Below are 18,511 nucleotides of genomic sequence, written 5' to 3'. Positions count from 1 at the left end.
ATAATCACCTAATGATTGGACAAGACTGGTTACATGTGAATCAGAATGGTATGATTCCGTTAGGAATACCCGCGGAAATCGCTTCCGTGTCTTAACATGTAAAGGAGTAAAATTTCATGAGCAATTACGATGTGATCGTCATTGGAGGCGGCCCTTCGGGTCTAATGGCAAGCGTGGCCGCTGCAGAACACGGGGCATCCGTTCTGCTAATCGACAAGGGAGCAAAACTAGGCCGAAAGCTCGGAATATCTGGTGGCGGACGCTGCAATGTTACCAACGTCAAGGAAAGAGACGAGCTAATCGCCCATATTCCAGGAAACGGGCGTTTTTTGTATAGTGCCTTCGACCATTTTAATAACCAGGATATCATCGCCTTTTTTGAAGGTTTAGGCATTGCATTAAAAGAAGAAGATAACGGGCGGATGTTTCCCGTTTCCGATAAGGCCTCTAGTGTCGTATCTGCCTTAATCAGCAAAGTACGGAGTCTAGGCGTGCAGATTATGACCGACAGTCCCGTCTCAAGAATAATCTATGACGAAGGGGCTGTTAAGGGAGTCCAGCTGAACTCAGGCAAGACGATCGCCTGCACTGCTGTTATCATCGCCACCGGAGGCAAGTCTGTACCACAGACCGGCTCCACTGGAGATGGCTACCCTTGGGCAGAAGCCGCAGGGCACACGATCACCGAGCTGTTTCCGACAGAGGTGCCGATTCTTTCACGGGAAGAATGGATTAAGTCCGGCGAGCTGCAAGGCCTGTCGCTACGTGATGTAGCCCTCACTGTGTGGAATCCTAAAGGGAAGAAGGTCATCTCTCATCGAGGAGATATGATATTCACCCATTTTGGATTATCAGGGCCCATTGCACTGCGGTGCAGCCAATTTCTGAGACAAGTCCAACGTAAATCCGGCACAGATACGGTGGAGATGTCCATTGATCTCTTCCCTGATCTGAACACACAGGAAGTAGAATCTATGTTGCAGGATAAGCTGGATCAGGAACCTAAGAAAGCGATCCGCAATTCGCTGAAAGGACTGTTGCCAGAACGTCTCATCCCCCTCTTGCTGACTAAAGCTGACTTAGATGGGGATACAACTGGCCATCACGTCTCCAAGAATGGGTTGCTTCTATTAGCTGGGATTTTGAAACGCATGCCGGTTTATGTGCATGGCACCCGTTCCCTATCCGAGGCCTTTGTTACCGGGGGCGGGGTAAACCTGAAGGAGATCGATCCCAAAAGAATGGAATCGAAGCTTATGCCGGGGTTATTCTTCTGCGGCGAGGTACTCGATATCCATGGCTATACAGGAGGCTACAATATAACAGCGGCCTTCTCAACAGGATATACAGCAGGCAAGCACGCTGCTGACATTCGACTGGGATAATCTCTAATGCAACGTGAATATCCTCCAAGCAGCTTACTACTTTGAAAATGGCGGTCTGCGCGATTCTCTCATTAATTGGAGAATCGCTCCTCTGTTTTGGGTTCCTCAGCTGCTATGTGGAGCGTCTGACCTAATCAGCTACTGCGGCTTCGGACCCAGATGACTTTATTGGCGAATTTATCACCTTATGGGCAGGGTTTCGGACTCCAACGACGCTATTCATTATAACGAGGCTCATATATGGTGTTTTTCATGGCAATAGCAACTATGGAGTCCGTTAGCATCCCAAAAGTGGAAAAATAGTATGTTTAGGGGCAGCTGTGTCCGATAGGCTAGCTAGGTACCTCGTACATACGTGCGTGCAATAGATCGAATCAAGACAAAAAAAGAAGAGTGCCCCAGCAGCCTTTTCACGGCTTATAGGGCACTCTTCCGTTCTATTTATATCTTTATTTCGCTAAGCGAAATGTTCCAAATATTCTAGAGCTAAACAGTGCAACGATATAACCTAGCGGGATGAACAGGATAATCCCAAACCATCCATATAAGGAAATACAGATCAGCGCAGAACAAATGATTGAAAAAGGAAGCAGTAAGATAGGGACCGCACGCAGCCCCGCTTCGGCTTTTTGTTCCTTCGTAAACGGCAGAATTCCGATGTAATCATCTCCCACGAATAACGACCAGAACGACAACAGCCAATTGGTCATGAGAGAAACTAAAACTATAAAGCCCAGCCATTTGAACCCTGATGGAATGATAAATATCGCTAAAAGGGACACAGCAGTAAACGATAAGTAGAGCTTTAAATGAGCCGGATTCCGTACAAGTGCCTTAATCGCTGCCGCAGAGAAACGGCTCTCGGCAGTTTTTGATTTTAGCAAAGGCTGTGATTTCCGGAAAATCCACGGCTTATGGCGGGTCGGACGTGGCTTATCCAGTACGCCGCGGAGTAATAGGGCCGCTATTTTCATCCGCTGCTTATAATCTTCACGCACATCGTTCATGAACGTCCCACGCATCACTATACGCCGCTGAAGAGCGATTACCGCTACGACTGCAAAGAGTGCTGCAATCAGCAGCATAAAAACTGGACTGTTGTTCCAAAACGTAGCTGCACGGAAATAAATCCCACAAGGAACGGAGATGGCCAGAATCAGCCACAGCCAGCGCCGCCAGCCTTGCTTTTGTACTTTTACAATATGCCCAAGTAATTTAACGCACCAGCTACATGCCAGAGTCAGAGCGAACAGCGCCCATACCTCGGATGACAGCATTCCATATCCCCGAACCAGAAAAGGTAATAACAGCACAAAAGCTACACAGAACTTCAACGATGTTACGATCAGGCTATACAGCAACCCGCGAAACATAATCGTATTTATCCATCGCTGTCGTTGTCTTAGAAATAATAGATCGCCTTCCTGCAATAATAGCACCAGTCCCCCTCTACAGAGCAGGAGCACTAATAATGAAGGAATGAGCATAAACGGCAAATCTCCACTCCAAGCTGGCAATGCCTCGTTCCAGAACCCGTAATATAACCGTCCTCCCAGAAATCCCCCGGGAATCAGTATATATAACAGCACAGTCCAATCGGCAGCCGTACGAATAATAGCAGATTGCTCACGCCAATGAGAAAATAATCGCCGCCAGAATAGCTTTTTGGAGGTAGGAAAAGCAAACCCTCGCTGCTTCTGCTTACTCATGTCAGTTCGTCGAAGCAATCAAACAACGACGCCTCCGGCAGCCCAGCATAATCACGTATATCTTCGAGCGTTCCTGCAGCGGCAACCCTGCCACCCGAGATCAGCACAAAATCATCGCAAATTTTCTCAGCAGTATCCAATACATGCGTAGACATTAATACACCAGCTCCGCGCTGCCGCTCCGCTTCCAGCAGCCGCAGGAAATCTTTAGTGGCCCGAGGATCCAAGCCGATAAAAGGCTCGTCCACAATATAAACATCCGGCTGCACCAAAAAGCCAAGCATCAGCATCATTTTCTGTTTCATACCCTTAGAGAAACCAGCTGGAAGATCATCACGGACATGATTCATGCCGAACTGCTTCAGTAACCTCTCCGCCGTTTCTTGAAACTGCTCATATTTTAGTCCATAAGCAGCAGCAGCCAAATCTAAGTGCTCCCATAAGGTCAGGTCCTCATAAAACACCGGTTGCTCCGGTACATAAGCATAGGATTTATTAACTCCATTAAAGGAGACCTTAGCTTTGGTATTCTTAAGCAAACCGAGCAGTGTTTTGATTGTAGTACTTTTTCCTGCACCGTTTGGTCCGATCAGTCCGAGCAGCTGTCCACGCCGCACCTGAAATGAAATATCGAATATGCACGGGGCACCTGCTTCATAGCCTGCTTCATCGATCTCAACATCGAGTACAATCTCTTCGTCGCTCTCGGTATCCCCTGTTATTTCTACATTCTCCATATTCGCCAACTCCTAAATATTTCTAATGAATATTATTATCAAAATTCCAATCCAGAAAGATAGCTTCTCTAATCGTACTATATATACTTTCTCCAAGGAAGCAAACTGATTTTTTCACAGCTCAGAGAACTACTCTCCTATTTAAAAAAGAAACCTCCCTTTAAAGAGAGGTCTGTCCGAGAAGCTCTAGGTTATTTGTTGCTGAAATTTCTTCTTCACGTTTAATTGCCGCTTCATCTCTACGCTCGATTTTACCCCGCAGCATTAACAGTAACACTCCGAGCAGGGCTGTAAGCAAACCAGAGAGAATGAAAGCCGGGACAGGTCCTGACGCTGTAACTAAAGCCCCACCGGCTACAGGTCCCAAGATAACAGCCGCACTTGTTAGACTGCCTATAGTCCCAAATACACGGCCCGTGTATTCCGCAGGGGTCCGCTGTTGCAGCATTGAATTGAAGGGAATGAACGCAAGGCCTGCCCCCACACCAGCAAACATAAAAGAACCAAACAAAGCGATGTTCATCCATAATCCAGCCTGACCGTGGGCAGTTACAATTCCTGCACTTGAGAAAACAACCCCCATAATTACAGCTCCCAATCCCATGAAGACGAGCGTATGTTTACCACTGCCTATACGGCTTACAAGCAGGGCTGACAGTAAGGTGCCAAGACCACTGGCTGCCACACACCAACCCAGCAGATCACCGTTCACACCCGGAATTTCCCGGAATAACGTTACAATCTGCGAATCACCAATTTGCAGCATTAGCAGCACTAACACCAGCATAGCAATCCCGCAAAGTACTACAGGCATTCCCACGATCACCTGCAGACCCGCCGACATTTCTTGGCGAAAAGACTTCCGAGCACCATTCTCCCCTGTGTTATCCTCTGCTGCATCTTTCTTCAGTGCAGCCGCACGCGGCAGTCCTATTAAGATGACCGCCGATAAAATGAAGGTAGCCGAGTCAATCACATAACAAACGGCAATACCAAATGCGGCAACCAGCAGTCCACCTAGAGCAGGACCTACAATTTTGGTTATTTGTTCGATAGATGAGCTAAGCGCCATGGCTTTATCCATCTGGGCCGCAGGGACAAGCTCCTTGAGCTTTCCGCTTTTGGCTGGTGAAAAGAGTACATCCATGATCCCTTTAGCCACCAGCAGGACATATACCTGCCAGAGAGAACCTGCAAATACCAAACAAACAACGATTCCGGCACGAGCTAGATCCGAACCAATCATCAGCGCCTTGCGGTTAAAACGATCACTTAAATAACCTGCGAACGGTCCTCCTAAGAGCAACGGCACAGCCATACATAAAGATATAGCCGTAATTTCCCACGGTGTCGCATTCCATTTAAAACCTACCATTGTCAGTAGCGCTAGGATATGCAACCAGTCTCCCACATTCGATACAAGCTGTGCGGCAATAAGCAGCATAAAGGGCTTATTCGCCGTTAGCTTTCCTTCTTTTGAATCATGAGCCAGTTGTTCCTCCATCTTACTTCACTCCCCGTTACTATTTCTCGATGAAGTAATAGTAAAATATTGGAGAACATCAATCATCCGTCTGGAGGCGTAAATAGCGCTTGAACCTAAGACTGAAATTCTTATCCTTTCAAAGACTGAAATCAAAAAAACCTTTGTTTTTATCGTATTCAAAAAATTGTTTGATTTTTAATAATTAAAAGTGTGCTCATTGTGACAAATCACATGTTCTTCATTCGCTCTTTCACGTATTCTAAGGTTATCTCAAGGTTCGTTGCACAGGTAACCCGTGCACTAATGACTATTGATTGCAAACTGTGCGATGAGTTCACACATGATTAACGATAGAGGGTGGAGAAGCATGATACAATCTTACGAACGTGATACGCAATTAACACTACATTTGTACCGGGTATTTGCCAAGTCTTTTAAGAGCATTAATGAACATGCTGTTACCGGCAGCAAAATTGAAGGTTTTAATCCGACTGCCTTTGCCGTTATGGAAGTGTTGTATTATAAGGGACCACAACCCATTCAACAAATTGGCGCCAAGCTGCTGCTGCAAAGCGGCAACGTTACTTACGTAATCGATAAGCTTGAGGAACGCGGCTATTTGCAGCGTAAGCCTTGTCCGAGCGACCGCCGTGTGATTTTTGCGGAGCTGACTACGGAAGGTGAACGTCTCATGAATGAGATGTATCCGAAATATTCAGAACGCCTGCATCTTGCTTTCAGCGGTCTGAATGATGATGAGAAGGAACAAATGATTGTTCTGCTCAAAAAGATGGGTCTACAAGCTGAGAAGCTATCCCCTCTTCCTCGTAAGTAAGAGTCGCTTATTTATGTGTTTTAGACAAGCTGTTATTGATTTCTGTTAATGGTAAAAAGAAAACCAATAGGCGATTCTCCGATTTATTTGAGAATCGCCTATTGGTTTTCTTTGTTCTGCGGCAGTTTACTTGAGCAGATGATATAAGTCCTTATGACCCCTCTGAGCAAAATTTGAGTGCCTTTTTACAGCCTCCGTTAGCCGAACATTAGTTGGGAACTGATCAGTTAGGGCAGTAAGTCGATGCCGAAGACGGACTTTGAGGTCCGCTTTTGGCAAACCTCGGATCATCATCATCCTTATTCGGCAGGACTTGCGTGCACGCTTCCGACTGGATTTGGCGTAGCACACTTCCGATTGGACTTGGCGTGCACGCTTCCGATTGGACTTGGCGAACACACTTCCGATTGGACTTGGCGTGCACGCTTCCGATTGGACTTGTCGTGCACGCTTCCGATTGGACTTGGCGAACACACTTCCGATTGGACTTGGCGTGCACGCTTCCGATTGGACTTGGCGAACACACTTCCGATTGGACTTGGCGTGCACGCTTCCGATTGGACTTGGCGTGCACGCTTCCGATTGGACGTCCCTTCTAGCTGACCGTAACTATCACTCTCAGTAAAACCCACTTTTGATATAACCCGCTATATTTTCAGCGCCCGATCTTGATGAACCTGAGCAGTAACTTAGGGAATAACTGCATTCTGTACAGCTATTTCGTATGCAAATCGGATTATTCTAACTTTAAGTGTATTCTGTACAATTAAAAACCAGAAAAAGTACCCCTAGGCGAGTAAATCAAGAAAATAGGTGTACTAAATACAGTTATATCCATTGAAGAGTTAACGGCAGGATTATAGTTGTACAAAATACAACTAAATTTGCCTAACGATTGCTTCCACTGCTTCCATCGACGCTCTACTCTAGAGGTTACATCAATCTGGCGTGCCACCCATCCGTTATTCCATGTGTCATTCCATGTATCACTCCGTGCGTCACTCTGTGCGTCATTCCATGTATCACTCCGTGCGTCACTCTGTGCGTCATTCCGTGCGTCATTCCGTGCGTCATTCCGTGCGTCACTCCATGCGTCTTTCCGTGCGTCTTTCCGTACGCCACTCCGTCCGTTAGTCCGTACGCCACTCCGTCCGTTAGTCCATGCATCACTCCGTGCGTCACTCCGTACGCCACTCCAGGAAGTCAATTCGTATGGATCAAGCACATTTAAACGCTATCTACCTAATAAGTTATGCCTTTTTCAAGGACGATGAAGCATCCTCTACTGAAGGCACACCCTTGCGCAAACCCCAGGAAATTATCAGCGACAAAACAGCGAAAACTGCCATTACGATAAATAATGAATGAAGACCACCTTCAAGGGCATCACGCAGACTGTTTGATACTTCCCCAGACAGGTTGGTTCCTGCATGTGATCCAAGCAGCTTATTAATATCATCTCCTGAGATGTTCGAATCTGGTTTTTTTCTTAACAGCTTATCAATATTCAAGTTCAGCCAGGAACCAAAAATAGCCACCCCAACAGTCTGTCCTAAAGAACGCGTGAACGCATTAAGCGCTGTAGATGCTCCCCGTTGCTCATACGCAACAGAGGACTGCGCGATAATCGTAAAGACTGTAGAAGAATACCCAAAGCCAACTCCACAGACCAGCATCAAGCATAAGAGCAGCAGCTGTGAAGACTCCCCTGTTAAGAAAGCCAGACCAATAGCCCCGGCAGCGATCATAATCAACCCAAGCATTGCGGTTCGACGCGAACCTGCTTTTAGAATCATCCGCCCTCCGGCGATCGAACCAAACATCCAGCCTACCGACATCGGCGCCAGTAGCAAACCTGAGATGGCGGCGCTTTTTCCGGATACACCCTGCACCCATAATGGCACATACGTAGAAAGCCCAATAATTAATGTGCTTACCAGCAGGTTAGCGCCTGTAGATACTGCGATATTGCGGTTCGAGAATAGACCCAGCGGCAACATAGGTTCAGGAGCACGACGCTCCACAAAGAAAAATAAGACTAGCAGGATAACAGCCACACTTAGAGTTGCAATTAGCAGTGGGGATGTCCACTCCAGATTCTGTCCTCCTGTGGAGAGACCGAAGAGTAATGCGCCCATACCAGCAGCGAATAGCAGCACCCCTGCCACATCAATTTGTGCTTTCCGACGTACCTTCTCTTCCTTCAAATAACGGGCAATAAATACCATTGCTAGTAAACCAAATGGCAGATTAAAGACAAATACCCAGCGCCAGCTTAGGTAATCTACAACATATCCTCCAAGAAGAGGGCCTACCAAAGAGGAAATCCCCCATACAGAGCTAAGTAATCCTTGTGTCTTCGCTCTCTCTTCAATACTGTAAATATCCCCGATAATGGTAAAGGTCATTGGAATGAGCGCACCCGCGCCAATCCCCTGTATTGCCCGGAACAGGATCAATTGCTCCATACTTTGCGAAATACCGCATAATAATGAGCCTAATAAAAAAACAGCTGCCCCCCACATGAACACCGGCTTGCGTCCAAAGAGGTCACTGATTTTGCCGAAAATAGGAGTAGTAATAGCCATTGCCAGCAAATAAGAAGTGAAAATCCAGCTAAGCCACTGCATTCCCTGAAATTCACCTACGATAGCTGGACCCGCTGGTCCTGTTACCGTTCCTTCAATCGCAGCCAAAAAGGTAGCTAGCAGCACCCCTATCAGTATTAATTTACGTTCTAAATCCCCTGTTGACTTCAATGTTCCAAACCCTCTCTTTATGTAATAAAATCATTGCCATTCCCCACGCAAAAGCGCATGCAGAGTCACATCCTGAAAGCCGGAAGGTGTCTGACGATATTGACGCAGTATACCTTCCTTCTGAAAGCCGAGCGTTTGAACCAGCCTCTCCGCACGATTATTATCAGGATGACACAGCGCTTCTATCCGATTCAGCCCCATCCTATTGAAGCCGAAGTTGAGCACTAAACCAAGCGCTTCTTTCATATATCCAAGCCCCCATAAGGCAGGCGCCAGATCGCAGCCAATTTCCCCGCGGTAAGCTCCCTGTAACTGCCAATAGTTATACCCGCAGCTCCCTATAACTTCACCTCCGGGTCCTACAATACTCCAGCGTAAGCTGTCCTCTTCCTGAGCCATCTGTGATAAAAATGCAATCAGTTGCTCAGTCTCTTCGATAGAGGATAATGCTGGAACCCCCAGCCAGCGGGTGACCTCTGGATGAGACCAGATCTGATACAATGCTGAAGCATGTTCAGTAGTCATAGCACACAGCTTCACTCTACTGCCGACCAGTGTGGGTATCACTCCATTGCAGATGTACAAGTCTCTGCCCCCCTTCAACTTATCAATTATACATCATTCAAGAGTATATCCTTAAGATAAAAGTTCTAAATTCTTTAACATTGAAAAGAACAAATTCTACGCGTTAACGTAAAAAGACGTCTGCAACAGGGAGCAAACACTCCCTAAATACAGACGCTTTTTATTAAACTTAACTACAATGATTTCATTCCGCTTCATGAATAACTTCACTGCATAACACCTGAAGTTTGGCTCGAATATCCTTGAACTCTTCAATTCCAGTCCCCGTAATACTGTACCCTTCGGTATGGGCAGTCAGAAAGTTGTCCAGTGTCAGCTTTTCCAATTCCTGTTTCACTTCGCGTTCTCCTACACGATACCCCAGATCTTCAAGTCCGAGCAGCATCTCTGAGATCGTCACATCTTTATCCCGTGCACAATAAAGCATATGAATTCCTATGAACAAGTTCTGTACATCAGCGCGCATATTCCACCTCTTCCGGCTATATAGCCTTCGGTATTTATACTAGCATTACCCTCTGACCGATCCCCGGAAACATTATTGTGGCTGTTCCGCATTTCATGGACTTCAAGGAAGATTCCATATTGTTACAGATTGGTATTGTCGCTTGACGTATCATGTCTAGCTGTACTATGTTGATAATTACAGTTATGAGTTGATATTTGAATTTAAAGTACAGGAAGGTGATGCTTCATGTTTCAAGCTATGCCTTACGATGGAACACGCAACGAGCAGTTTGAAGCGGTTCTAATCCAACTAGAAGCATTAGTAAAGGACGAACCAAGTGCAACGGCCAACCTGGCCAATGCTTCGGCACTGCTTAAACACGCTATGCCGGATACGAATTGGGCCGGTTTTTATTTATTTGATGGCAAGGAGCTTGTGCTCGGGCCTTTCCAAGGTCTTCCTGCCTGCATCCGCATCCCGTTATCTCGTGGAGTCTGCGGAACGGCTGCTGCGGAACGACGCACGTTAGTAGTAGGAGATGTGCATGCATTCCCGGGACATATCGCCTGTGACGCCGCTTCAAACAGCGAAATTGTCGTCCCGCTGATCAAGGATGATCGTTTGATTGGCGTACTCGATATCGACAGTCCGCTGAAAGATCGTTTTGATGATGAGGAACGCCGGTTCCTGGAGCGATTCGCAGCCCTGGTATCGGAAGTTATCTAAAGCAGCTCTATAGAGCATAAGAAATAGGCTGTCTCATTTGTAGGAATCTCCTACTTATAAGACAGCCTATTCTTGTTGAGCCTATAGCCGTACCGGACTGATATTCCAAATCTCCGCCGCGTAGCGGCTAATCGTGTTATCACTTGAGAATTTACCGGAATGACCAATATTTATAATAGACTTTTTCAGCCACTCCTGACGGTTGCGGTATGCCCGGTCAATCTCGACATGAGTCTCGACATAACTTGCGAAATCCTTAAGCACAAAGAATTCATCGTTATTATCCAAAAGAGAATGGAAAATGGTCTCAAACTCCGCACCATGACAGCATATAGGTCCCGGATTAACCAACTGATCCAATACTTCCTTCACACGGCTATCCCCATTGTAGATATCACGTGCGTGATAGCCGCCATGCTGATAATAATCCATTACCTGCTCAGCACGAAGACCGAACAGGAACATATTGTTGTCCCCTACCATCTCATGCATTTCCACGTTAGCGCCGTCCATCGTACCTACGGTTAATGCACCGTTCATCATAAACTTCATATTCCCCGTACCGGAAGCCTCTTTACTCGCTGTAGAAATCTGTTCACTAATATCCGCAGCAGGAATGATCTTCTCGGCCAAAGATACCGAATAATTCTCAAGGAAAAAGATACGAATCTTGCCTTTAACATCCGGATCTTTGTTGACAGCCTCCGCCACAGTATTGATCAGCTTGATAATTCGTTTCGCCAAATGATAGCTTGGCGCCGCCTTTGCTCCGAATATAAACGTGCGCGGTACCATATCCATCGAAGGATTATCTTTGATTTGGTTGTACATATGCAGAATATGCAAAATATTTAGCAGCTGCCGCTTATAAGCATGCAGGCGCTTCACCTGAACATCAAAAATAGAGTCGGGGTCTACATGTACCGAATGCTTGCTGTAGATGTATTCAGCCAACTTGAGCTTATTCCGCCGTTTAATGCTGGCCACTTGTTCCTGGAAGGATGCATCCTCACAATATTTAATCAAGCCAATCATCTCTTGCGGATGGCTCATCCAGCGGGTTCCTATCGATTGATTGATAAGATTAGCCAGATCTGGATTGGCATGCATCAGCCAGCGCCGGTGAGTAATCCCATTCGTCTTATTATTGAAGCGGTGCGGGTACATTTCATTAAAGAGCCGCATTTCGCGTTTCATCAATATTTCTGTATGCAGCGCCGCTACCCCATTGACACTATGGCTCGCCACAATCGCCAGATGGGCCATGCGAACCTGATCGTCATGAATAATTGCCATCTGTGAAATCCGGTCCTGATCACCGGGATAACGACTCATCAGCTCGCCGCAGAAGCGGGCATTGATCTCTTCAATAATAAGAAAAATACGTGGAAGCAAGTCCCTGACCATTTGAATAGGCCATTTCTCCAGGGCTTCGCTCAAGATCGTATGATTTGTATAGGACACCATACGAGTTGTAATACTCCACGCTTCATCCCATCCTAATCCATGTACATCCATCAGAATCCGCAGCAATTCAGGAATTACAAGCGTCGGATGTGTATCATTGATATGAAGTGCAACCTTGTCGGGCAGCGATTGTATAGGGAGTCCAAGCTTTCCAAAGGTTCGCAGAATACTTTGCAGGCCAGCGCTGCAGAGGAAGTATTGCTGCTTCAACCGCAACAGCTTGCCTTCGTATTGAGAGTCATCCGGATACAGGAACTCCGAGATGGATTCTACGGAACGCTTATATTCCAGGAATTTATGATAGTCTGATCCGGCAAAAGAGCCAAAGGTTCTGGTAGGCTGGGTGATGGACTCCGCACTCCAGTTGCGCAGTGTATTCACATGCCGCCGATCTGCACCAATGATAGGCACATCATACGGAACTGCACGAACGGCCTCATATTGACTATGCTCAAAGATAAGCCGCCCGTTCTCCTCCCGAGTCTCAATCACGCCCCAGAACCTTACTTCTACCTGTTTGTCTTCACGACGCACTTCCCATACATTATCATTTTGCAGCCAGTAATCGGGCAGTTCCACCTGATACCCGTCAACGATTTTCTGCTCGAACAGGCCGTATTTATAACGTATACCGCAACCATGCCCCGCATATTGCAGGGAGGCCAGTGAATCCAAGAAACAAGCAGCTAGACGTCCAAGTCCTCCATTGCCAAGCCCAGCGTCGGCTTCTACCTCCTCAATATCCTGCAGCGAGAAACCAAGATCGGCCAATCCCTCACGCACGACCTCCAGCACGCCCATATTCAGCAGATTGTTCCCCAGAAGTCTTCCGATCAGAAACTCCATAGAAAAATAGTATACCTGCTTATCCTTATCCGTCTTGTACTTTTGATTGGTATCCGCCCAATTTTTCCCGGCATTCTCGCGAATCATGTTGCCTAATATTTTATAGACATCAGCATTCGAGGCTTCCTCCAAAGGTTTGCCCAATTTACTGATGAGCGTCTCGCGAAACACCTGTTTGAAAGTTTCTTTATCGTTAAACAACAGCAGGTTCCTCCTGACAAAAGCTTTTTTAGGGATGCATTAGACTATGCCTGTAGATCAGATAGGTTATACTGTTTCGTTTCATCTAATCCAGTTGGTTTATATTTTGCTGCTCTTGGCGATCACAAATGGACGTTTACTATCCCCGACGAGAATTCGATTCTTACTTAAATGTACGTCCTTATCCATGATCACATTCTCAATAACAGCATCTTCCTCTATAATGCACTTCTGCATAATTACAGAGTTGATGATCTTCGCTCCTTTACGTACCTGAACCCCACGAAAGATCACGCTGTTCTCCACCGTTCCAGCTATAATGCAGCCGTTAGCCACCAGTGAATTGCTGACATTTGCGCTCTCTAAATATCGGGTAGGAGCCTCATATTTAATCTTCGTCTGTACTGGGCTTTCTTTGAACAGACTAAAGTAATTCTCCTGCTGAAGCAGCTCCAGACTATTCTTATAATAGCTTTCCAATGAATTAATTACGGCATGATAGCCATGATACTCATAAGCAGCGATTTTGAATTTATGGCGGTTTTTCTGAATGACATCACGGAAAAAGTAACTCTCCCCATGTGCAATGCAATGTTCCACCTGCTCCAGGAACAGTTTTTTCTCCATAATGAAGATATCGAGATATAAATTGGGATGATCCTTCTCATGATGGATATTGGTCACATTATTCTCTTCGTCCACTTCAATACGCTGGCATAACTCATGCTCTGGCTGCAATTGCTCTATTTTTTTGTATACTACTGTAACATCGGCACCCTTCTCCAAATGGTAGCTGTACAAGTCCTGGAGATCGATAGTATTAATATGCTGGCTGCCGGAAAACACAATATATTTTGCAGATCCCCGTTTAAAAAGATCCAGATTATTATGATAATGCTGAAGGTCGCCAAGAGAAGTATCGGTGGGATCATTCCAGTCCGGAGGCAAAATAAATAGTCCCCCATGCTTGCGATTCATATCCCAAGATTTCCCGTCACCCAAATGGTCCATTAAAGAACGATATTTACGGCGAACAAACAGGCCCACGCTCTCCAGATCCGCACGCATCATATTGGAAAGCACGAAATCTATCAACCGATAACGACTGGCAAAAGGTACGGCTGCACCACAGCGGAAATAAGTGAGTTCATTTAGTTTATCGAGTTCATGATCCAGATTAATTACACCCATGAGTTGCTTCATCGGAATCCACCGTCCTCTTATAATTTATAAGAAAGTATAAGTTTCACTATATACTTTATCCTTATAAATCTCGCATAAACGCTTACCGTCCCTAGAAGGACGCCGAAGGCGTTTTAGCTTGATTATATGGTTTTGGCCACAGCTGATTTACGTTTTTTGCTTTTATTGTCGATCAGCAGAATTTCGTTCTCGTTCTCCCGCTCGATGCCTATTTCCATATAATCGTCGATTACCGTATTTTCACTAATAATCGCTTTATGAATGCGTACGTTCTTACCAATCTTAACCTTAGGCATAATTACGGAGTCCGTAATCACACTGCCTTCACCTACTTCTACGCCATAAAAAAGAACCGAGTGCTTCACTTCACCATGCACAATGCACCCTTCATTAATAATGCATCCTGACACTTTCGCCCCAGGTGCGACATATTGAGCAGGTTGATTCGGATTGCGTGTAAATATGCGCCAGTTGGGATCATTTAGATTAAGCGGTGGATTATCGCTCAGTAAATCCATGTTCGCTTCCCACAGGCTTGCTACCGTACCAACGTCTCTCCAATACCCTTCAAAAGGGTACGCAAATAAAGAGTTTCCGTCTTCCAGCATCAAAGGAATGATATCCTTACCAAAATCGTGAGATGACCCTATATTCTCTCCGTCCTCCAGTAAATGCTTGCGGAGAATTTCCCATTTAAAGATGTACACACCCATAGAAGCTAGCGTGCTTTTTGGCTGTGCAGGCTTCTCTTCAAATTCGTAAATTTTCAGATCGTCCTCCGTATTTAAGATTCCAAATCGACTTGCTTCCTCCAGCGGAACGTCAATCACAGAAATTGTGCAATCTGCATTTCTCTCCTTGTGGTATTGCAGCATAGCATGATAATCCATTTTATAAATGTGATCACCGGATAGAATAAGAACATGCTCAGGGTCGAACTGATCTACAAATTTAAGATTTCGATAAATCGCATCGGCTGTTCCCCGATACCAGCTGCTTCCATTCTCACGTTCATGCGGTGGCAATACGAATACTCCACCATTCTTACGGTTCAAATCCCAATCACTGCCTACTCCGATGTAAGAATGTAGTATAAGTGGCTCATACTGTGTCAATACACCGACAGTATCAATACCCGAGTTGGAGCAGTTACTTAAAGGAAAGTCGATGATCCGATAAGTGCCCCCAAAATAGACAGCGGGCTTGGCAAGCGATTTGGTTAAACCTTTCAATCTTTTGCCTTGGCCTCCAGCCAATAGCATGGCTACCATTTCTTTTTTCTTCATGGAAAAGCCTCCCTTGACTTATGGGTAATATAAAGTTCAGCAAACCTAGGATGAATGAACAGAATTCCAAAAAGAAGTGAATTAGAAAAGAAATACACCAGAAAGAAATGAGCCTTGATAGGAAGATGACAAAGTTGAAAAAACGAGGAAGGAAATTTTACACGTTCGGATGATCTAACCTAAAATAGGGAGAGCATTCTCCAAAATCAGGAGCCTGAATCAGGAGATTATCCTTATTGTAAAGTGTTCTATATTCTTCGTCAAAACCCTTTATCGCAATTCCGAAAATCCGGAATTTTTAACCCTGTTTGTCATTAAACACGTTAATATTCCTTATAACTAGATTAACCAATTTAAAGCCATGTGAAAGAAATTCACTCATTTATTCTAGAAAAAGAATCATTCGGTCTTCAGCAAACATTCAACCGGATATGGCATAATGAAGCTATCTATCACCGATTTGGAGGAACCTATGATGAAAGCAGTACAAGGAGTTCGACTTCTGCTCGTAGATGATGAGCCTCATATATTACAGTTCCTGGAGCTGGGTCTCCTTAACGAAGGTTTTGATGTACGAACCGCGTCGGACGGGCTAAGCGCCATTTCGATTGCAGCTGAATTCAAGCCCCATGTAGCTATCCTGGATGTTATGATGCCGGGTATGGATGGATTCGAGGTATGTCACTATCTGCGCTCAGAAGAGACAGAGGTAGCTGTCATCATGCTTACTGCAAAAGACGAAGTGGATGATCGCGTAAAAGGACTATCTATTGGTGCTGACGACTATATGGTCAAGCCCTTCAGCTTTGATGAATTACTAGCGCGGATCCAAGCGCGGCTGCGGAATCAGTTTCCGGGGCTGCTAGGTGAGGTCCGCTGCGGTCCTTTCCGAATTGACAGTCGGCGAAAGGAAATTCGCTTCAGGGAGGAAGTACTTGAACTCTCCCCTACGGAATACGAGTTATTACAGTATCTCGTTATCAATCACGGCCTTGTACTCAGCAAGCCTATGATTCTTGATAAAGTGTGGGGCTATGATTTTGGCGGTGAGGAAAATATTGTTGAGGTCTATATCCGTTCGCTTCGTGAGAAGCTCGGAGATAAGGAGCACCGTATTATCCGTACCCTGCGGGGCGCAGGCTACCGGGTGGATCTATGAGCACTCCCATCTTCAGATGGCTTCGCAGACTGCCTGCACCACGTTCCTTGCGTAAACAGCTGCTTGCCACATCGCTGCTTATTCTATCAGGATTGCTGCTGCTAATTGGAGTCTTACAATATATCCTTATGCGAGATTTTATATACAGCAATAGAGCCGAGTCTATGGAAGCGCAAATACGTTCTGTCCCCCGTGAGATGTTTTTTAACTTTTTTAATTCCTATGACGAGGACAGCACAGGTATAAATGACACGAACAACGAGTTTAACAGCAATTTCCCGTTGGAAAGAGAAGACATGAATAAAATGCCAAGTGGGCTGCGAACTGGCGAGAACCGGCGCCCGCTTCTGCTTGATGCCCATACAACTCTCGCCATGTACAGCTCGGATGGCACCTTCAGGGATTTACAGCAATTAACCCTCTCAGATATAGCAGCACCCAGGCTGACCAATGAGCAATACGATGCGCTGCTGATTCACACCACGGATAGGGCAACAGGAAATTACAAGCTCATCCAAGCTGAAGACGGAACTGAACATCTAGCTATATTCATGAATCTTTATAGACCTGGAAATACTAGATTGCTGCTGCAAATGAGTGTGAGCACGGGGCCATTGACGGATGTGATAATGCAGCAGCTGCTGATCTACGCAGGTTTGTCAGTGATTGCTTTATTGACTGGATTATTCCTATACTTACCGGCCCTGCGAAAGACGTTAGTTCCTCTATCTAATATGGGAGAATCGGCTGAGATCATTAATGCCGGTAATTTGGACATTCGGTTTCCAGTTGACCAAGGACAAGCCGAGATCGACAAGCTTGCTCATTCATTCAATGGTATGCTCGAACGTCTCGAAATATCCTTTCATAATGAACGGGAGGCCAAGGAGCAGATGCGCAGGTTCGCTGCCGATGCTTCCCACGAGCTTAGAACTCCGCTTACCTCAATACACGGTTTTCTTGAGGTCTTGCTGCGGGGCGCCGCCGATAATAAAGAACAGTTATATAACTCGTTGCGAAGCATGCATGGTGAATCGAAACGAATCAATAAGCTAGTCGAGGATCTGCTACTGCTCGCTCGAATGGATGGAGCTCCACAGCTGCAGATGACTGATCTGATTCTCAGCGAGGTGATTCACGAAATGAAGCCGCATCTGCTTTTGCTCGCAGATCAACGGAAAGTTACATTTGATATTTCCTATGGCATCCGTGGTAAATATGATCCCTATAAGCTCAAGCAGGTGATTCTGAATCTGTTCCACAATGCAGTTCAGCATACCGATGCCACGACAGGGAGCATTCATCTCTCTTTACAAGCGGAAGGAAATCAAGCTCTATTAAGCGTGCGGGATAATGGCTACGGAATTGCCGCGGAGCATATCCCACATATCTTTGATCGATTCTACCGCAGTGATTCCTCTCGCACACGTAAATACGGCGGATCAGGGTTGGGTCTCTCCATCACAAAATCTATTGTCGAGGCACATCACGGCAAGATTAGTGTAAATAGCACCGTTGGCGAGGGGACAACGTTTACGGTTAGCCTGCCTTGCGAGGAAGGATTAGCCAAGGAAGAGTAACAACCGTTATAATTAAGAGGAACTGGAGCGTCGCTCCACAAAACTTAAGCGTATGCTTTCGAAGCGAGTTTTGCTCCACAAAACCAAGCGTATGCTTTC

General features: G+C 45.8%; 16 protein-coding genes. 6 read left to right on the top strand and 10 right to left on the bottom strand.

Annotation, left to right across the window (positions count from 1 at the left end):
• Window positions 1–116 precede the first annotated feature (116 nt).
• Entirely contained in the window at window positions 117–1,385 is a 1,269-nt protein-coding gene (locus tag NYE58_RS03450; RefSeq protein WP_076219358.1) for a BaiN/RdsA family NAD(P)/FAD-dependent oxidoreductase, read from the top strand.
• A gap of 449 nt (window positions 1,386–1,834) precedes the next feature.
• Here NYE58_RS03450 and NYE58_RS03445 read toward each other — a convergent pair whose 3' ends face one another.
• The 3 genes from NYE58_RS03445 to NYE58_RS03435 form a co-directional block, all read right to left on the bottom strand.
• The gene (locus NYE58_RS03445; protein ID WP_076186290.1) at window positions 1,835–3,094 is read right to left on the bottom strand and encodes an ABC transporter permease; all 1,260 of its coding nucleotides are present in this window, start codon (window positions 3,092–3,094) and stop codon (window positions 1,835–1,837) included.
• Window positions 3,091–3,831 carry an ABC transporter ATP-binding protein gene (locus NYE58_RS03440; protein WP_036676805.1) on the bottom strand — a complete coding sequence of 247 codons (741 nt, stop codon included), beginning with the start codon at window positions 3,829–3,831 and terminating at the stop codon, window positions 3,091–3,093. Before NYE58_RS03440 ends, NYE58_RS03445 begins: the two co-directional genes overlap by 4 nt.
• 160 nt (window positions 3,832–3,991) lie before the next feature.
• Window positions 3,992–5,335 carry an MFS transporter gene (locus tag NYE58_RS03435; protein WP_341001079.1) on the bottom strand — a complete coding sequence of 448 codons (1,344 nt, stop codon included), beginning with the start codon at window positions 5,333–5,335 and terminating at the stop codon, window positions 3,992–3,994.
• Window positions 5,336–5,684: 349 nt separating this feature from the next.
• Here NYE58_RS03435 and NYE58_RS03430 point away from each other — a divergent pair, with 349 nt between their 5' ends.
• Window positions 5,685–6,152 (top strand): MarR family winged helix-turn-helix transcriptional regulator, encoded by a 468-nt coding sequence (locus NYE58_RS03430; RefSeq protein ID WP_036676802.1) that lies wholly within the window; start codon window positions 5,685–5,687, stop codon window positions 6,150–6,152.
• Window positions 6,153–6,395: 243 nt separating this feature from the next.
• The gene (locus NYE58_RS03425) at window positions 6,396–6,755 is read left to right on the top strand and encodes a hypothetical protein (protein ID WP_341001077.1); all 360 of its coding nucleotides are present in this window, start codon (window positions 6,396–6,398) and stop codon (window positions 6,753–6,755) included.
• A gap of 163 nt (window positions 6,756–6,918) precedes the next feature.
• Here NYE58_RS03425 and NYE58_RS03420 read toward each other — a convergent pair whose 3' ends face one another.
• The 4 genes from NYE58_RS03420 to NYE58_RS03405 all read right to left on the bottom strand — a co-directional run bounded on the left by NYE58_RS03420 (window position 6,919) and on the right by NYE58_RS03405 (window position 9,962).
• Window positions 6,919–7,377 (bottom strand): hypothetical protein, encoded by a 459-nt coding sequence (locus tag NYE58_RS03420; protein ID WP_341001075.1) that lies wholly within the window; start codon window positions 7,375–7,377, stop codon window positions 6,919–6,921.
• A gap of 25 nt (window positions 7,378–7,402) precedes the next feature.
• Window positions 7,403–8,911 (bottom strand): MDR family MFS transporter, encoded by a 1,509-nt coding sequence (locus NYE58_RS03415; RefSeq protein ID WP_076219361.1) that lies wholly within the window; start codon window positions 8,909–8,911, stop codon window positions 7,403–7,405.
• A gap of 30 nt (window positions 8,912–8,941) precedes the next feature.
• Window positions 8,942–9,496 carry a GNAT family N-acetyltransferase gene (locus NYE58_RS03410; RefSeq protein WP_076219362.1) on the bottom strand — a complete coding sequence of 185 codons (555 nt, stop codon included), beginning with the start codon at window positions 9,494–9,496 and terminating at the stop codon, window positions 8,942–8,944.
• Between the two features lie 184 nt (window positions 9,497–9,680).
• A complete protein-coding gene (locus tag NYE58_RS03405) occupies window positions 9,681–9,962 on the bottom strand; it encodes a hypothetical protein (protein ID WP_036676794.1) in 282 nt (93 codons plus the stop codon).
• Between the two features lie 228 nt (window positions 9,963–10,190).
• Between NYE58_RS03405 and NYE58_RS03400 the strand changes: the two genes are divergently transcribed.
• On the top strand, window positions 10,191–10,670 hold the full coding sequence (locus NYE58_RS03400) for a GAF domain-containing protein (protein WP_341001070.1): 480 nt from the start codon (window positions 10,191–10,193) through the stop codon (window positions 10,668–10,670).
• An 81-nt stretch (window positions 10,671–10,751) separates the two neighbouring features.
• Here NYE58_RS03400 and NYE58_RS03395 read toward each other — a convergent pair whose 3' ends face one another.
• From NYE58_RS03395 to NYE58_RS03385, 3 genes are all read right to left on the bottom strand, one after another.
• Window positions 10,752–13,184, bottom strand: coding sequence for a glycogen/starch/alpha-glucan phosphorylase (locus NYE58_RS03395; RefSeq protein ID WP_036676789.1), 2,433 nt, complete (start codon window positions 13,182–13,184; stop codon window positions 10,752–10,754).
• Window positions 13,185–13,283: 99 nt separating this feature from the next.
• The gene (gene glgD / locus NYE58_RS03390) at window positions 13,284–14,387 is read right to left on the bottom strand and encodes a glucose-1-phosphate adenylyltransferase subunit GlgD (RefSeq protein WP_036676786.1); all 1,104 of its coding nucleotides are present in this window, start codon (window positions 14,385–14,387) and stop codon (window positions 13,284–13,286) included.
• A gap of 122 nt (window positions 14,388–14,509) precedes the next feature.
• A complete protein-coding gene (locus NYE58_RS03385; protein WP_076278140.1) occupies window positions 14,510–15,673 on the bottom strand; it encodes a glucose-1-phosphate adenylyltransferase in 1,164 nt (387 codons plus the stop codon).
• Window positions 15,674–16,148: 475 nt separating this feature from the next.
• Between NYE58_RS03385 and NYE58_RS03380 the strand changes: the two genes are divergently transcribed.
• On the top strand, window positions 16,149–16,832 hold the full coding sequence (locus NYE58_RS03380; RefSeq protein ID WP_076220407.1) for a response regulator transcription factor: 684 nt from the start codon (window positions 16,149–16,151) through the stop codon (window positions 16,830–16,832).
• A complete protein-coding gene (locus NYE58_RS03375) occupies window positions 16,829–18,412 on the top strand; it encodes a sensor histidine kinase (RefSeq protein WP_076124414.1) in 1,584 nt (527 codons plus the stop codon). The genes NYE58_RS03380 and NYE58_RS03375 overlap by 4 nt, the downstream gene beginning before the upstream one ends.
• Window positions 18,413–18,511 lie beyond the last annotated feature (99 nt).

The sequence above is a fragment of the Paenibacillus sp. FSL L8-0708 genome (genome assembly GCF_038009325.1).
GTDB lineage: Bacteria > Bacillota > Bacilli > Paenibacillales > Paenibacillaceae > Paenibacillus_AQ > Paenibacillus_AQ odorifer.
The sequence above is the reverse complement of the archived record's forward strand: the minus strand, read 5'-3'. Positions and strand labels throughout refer to the sequence as shown.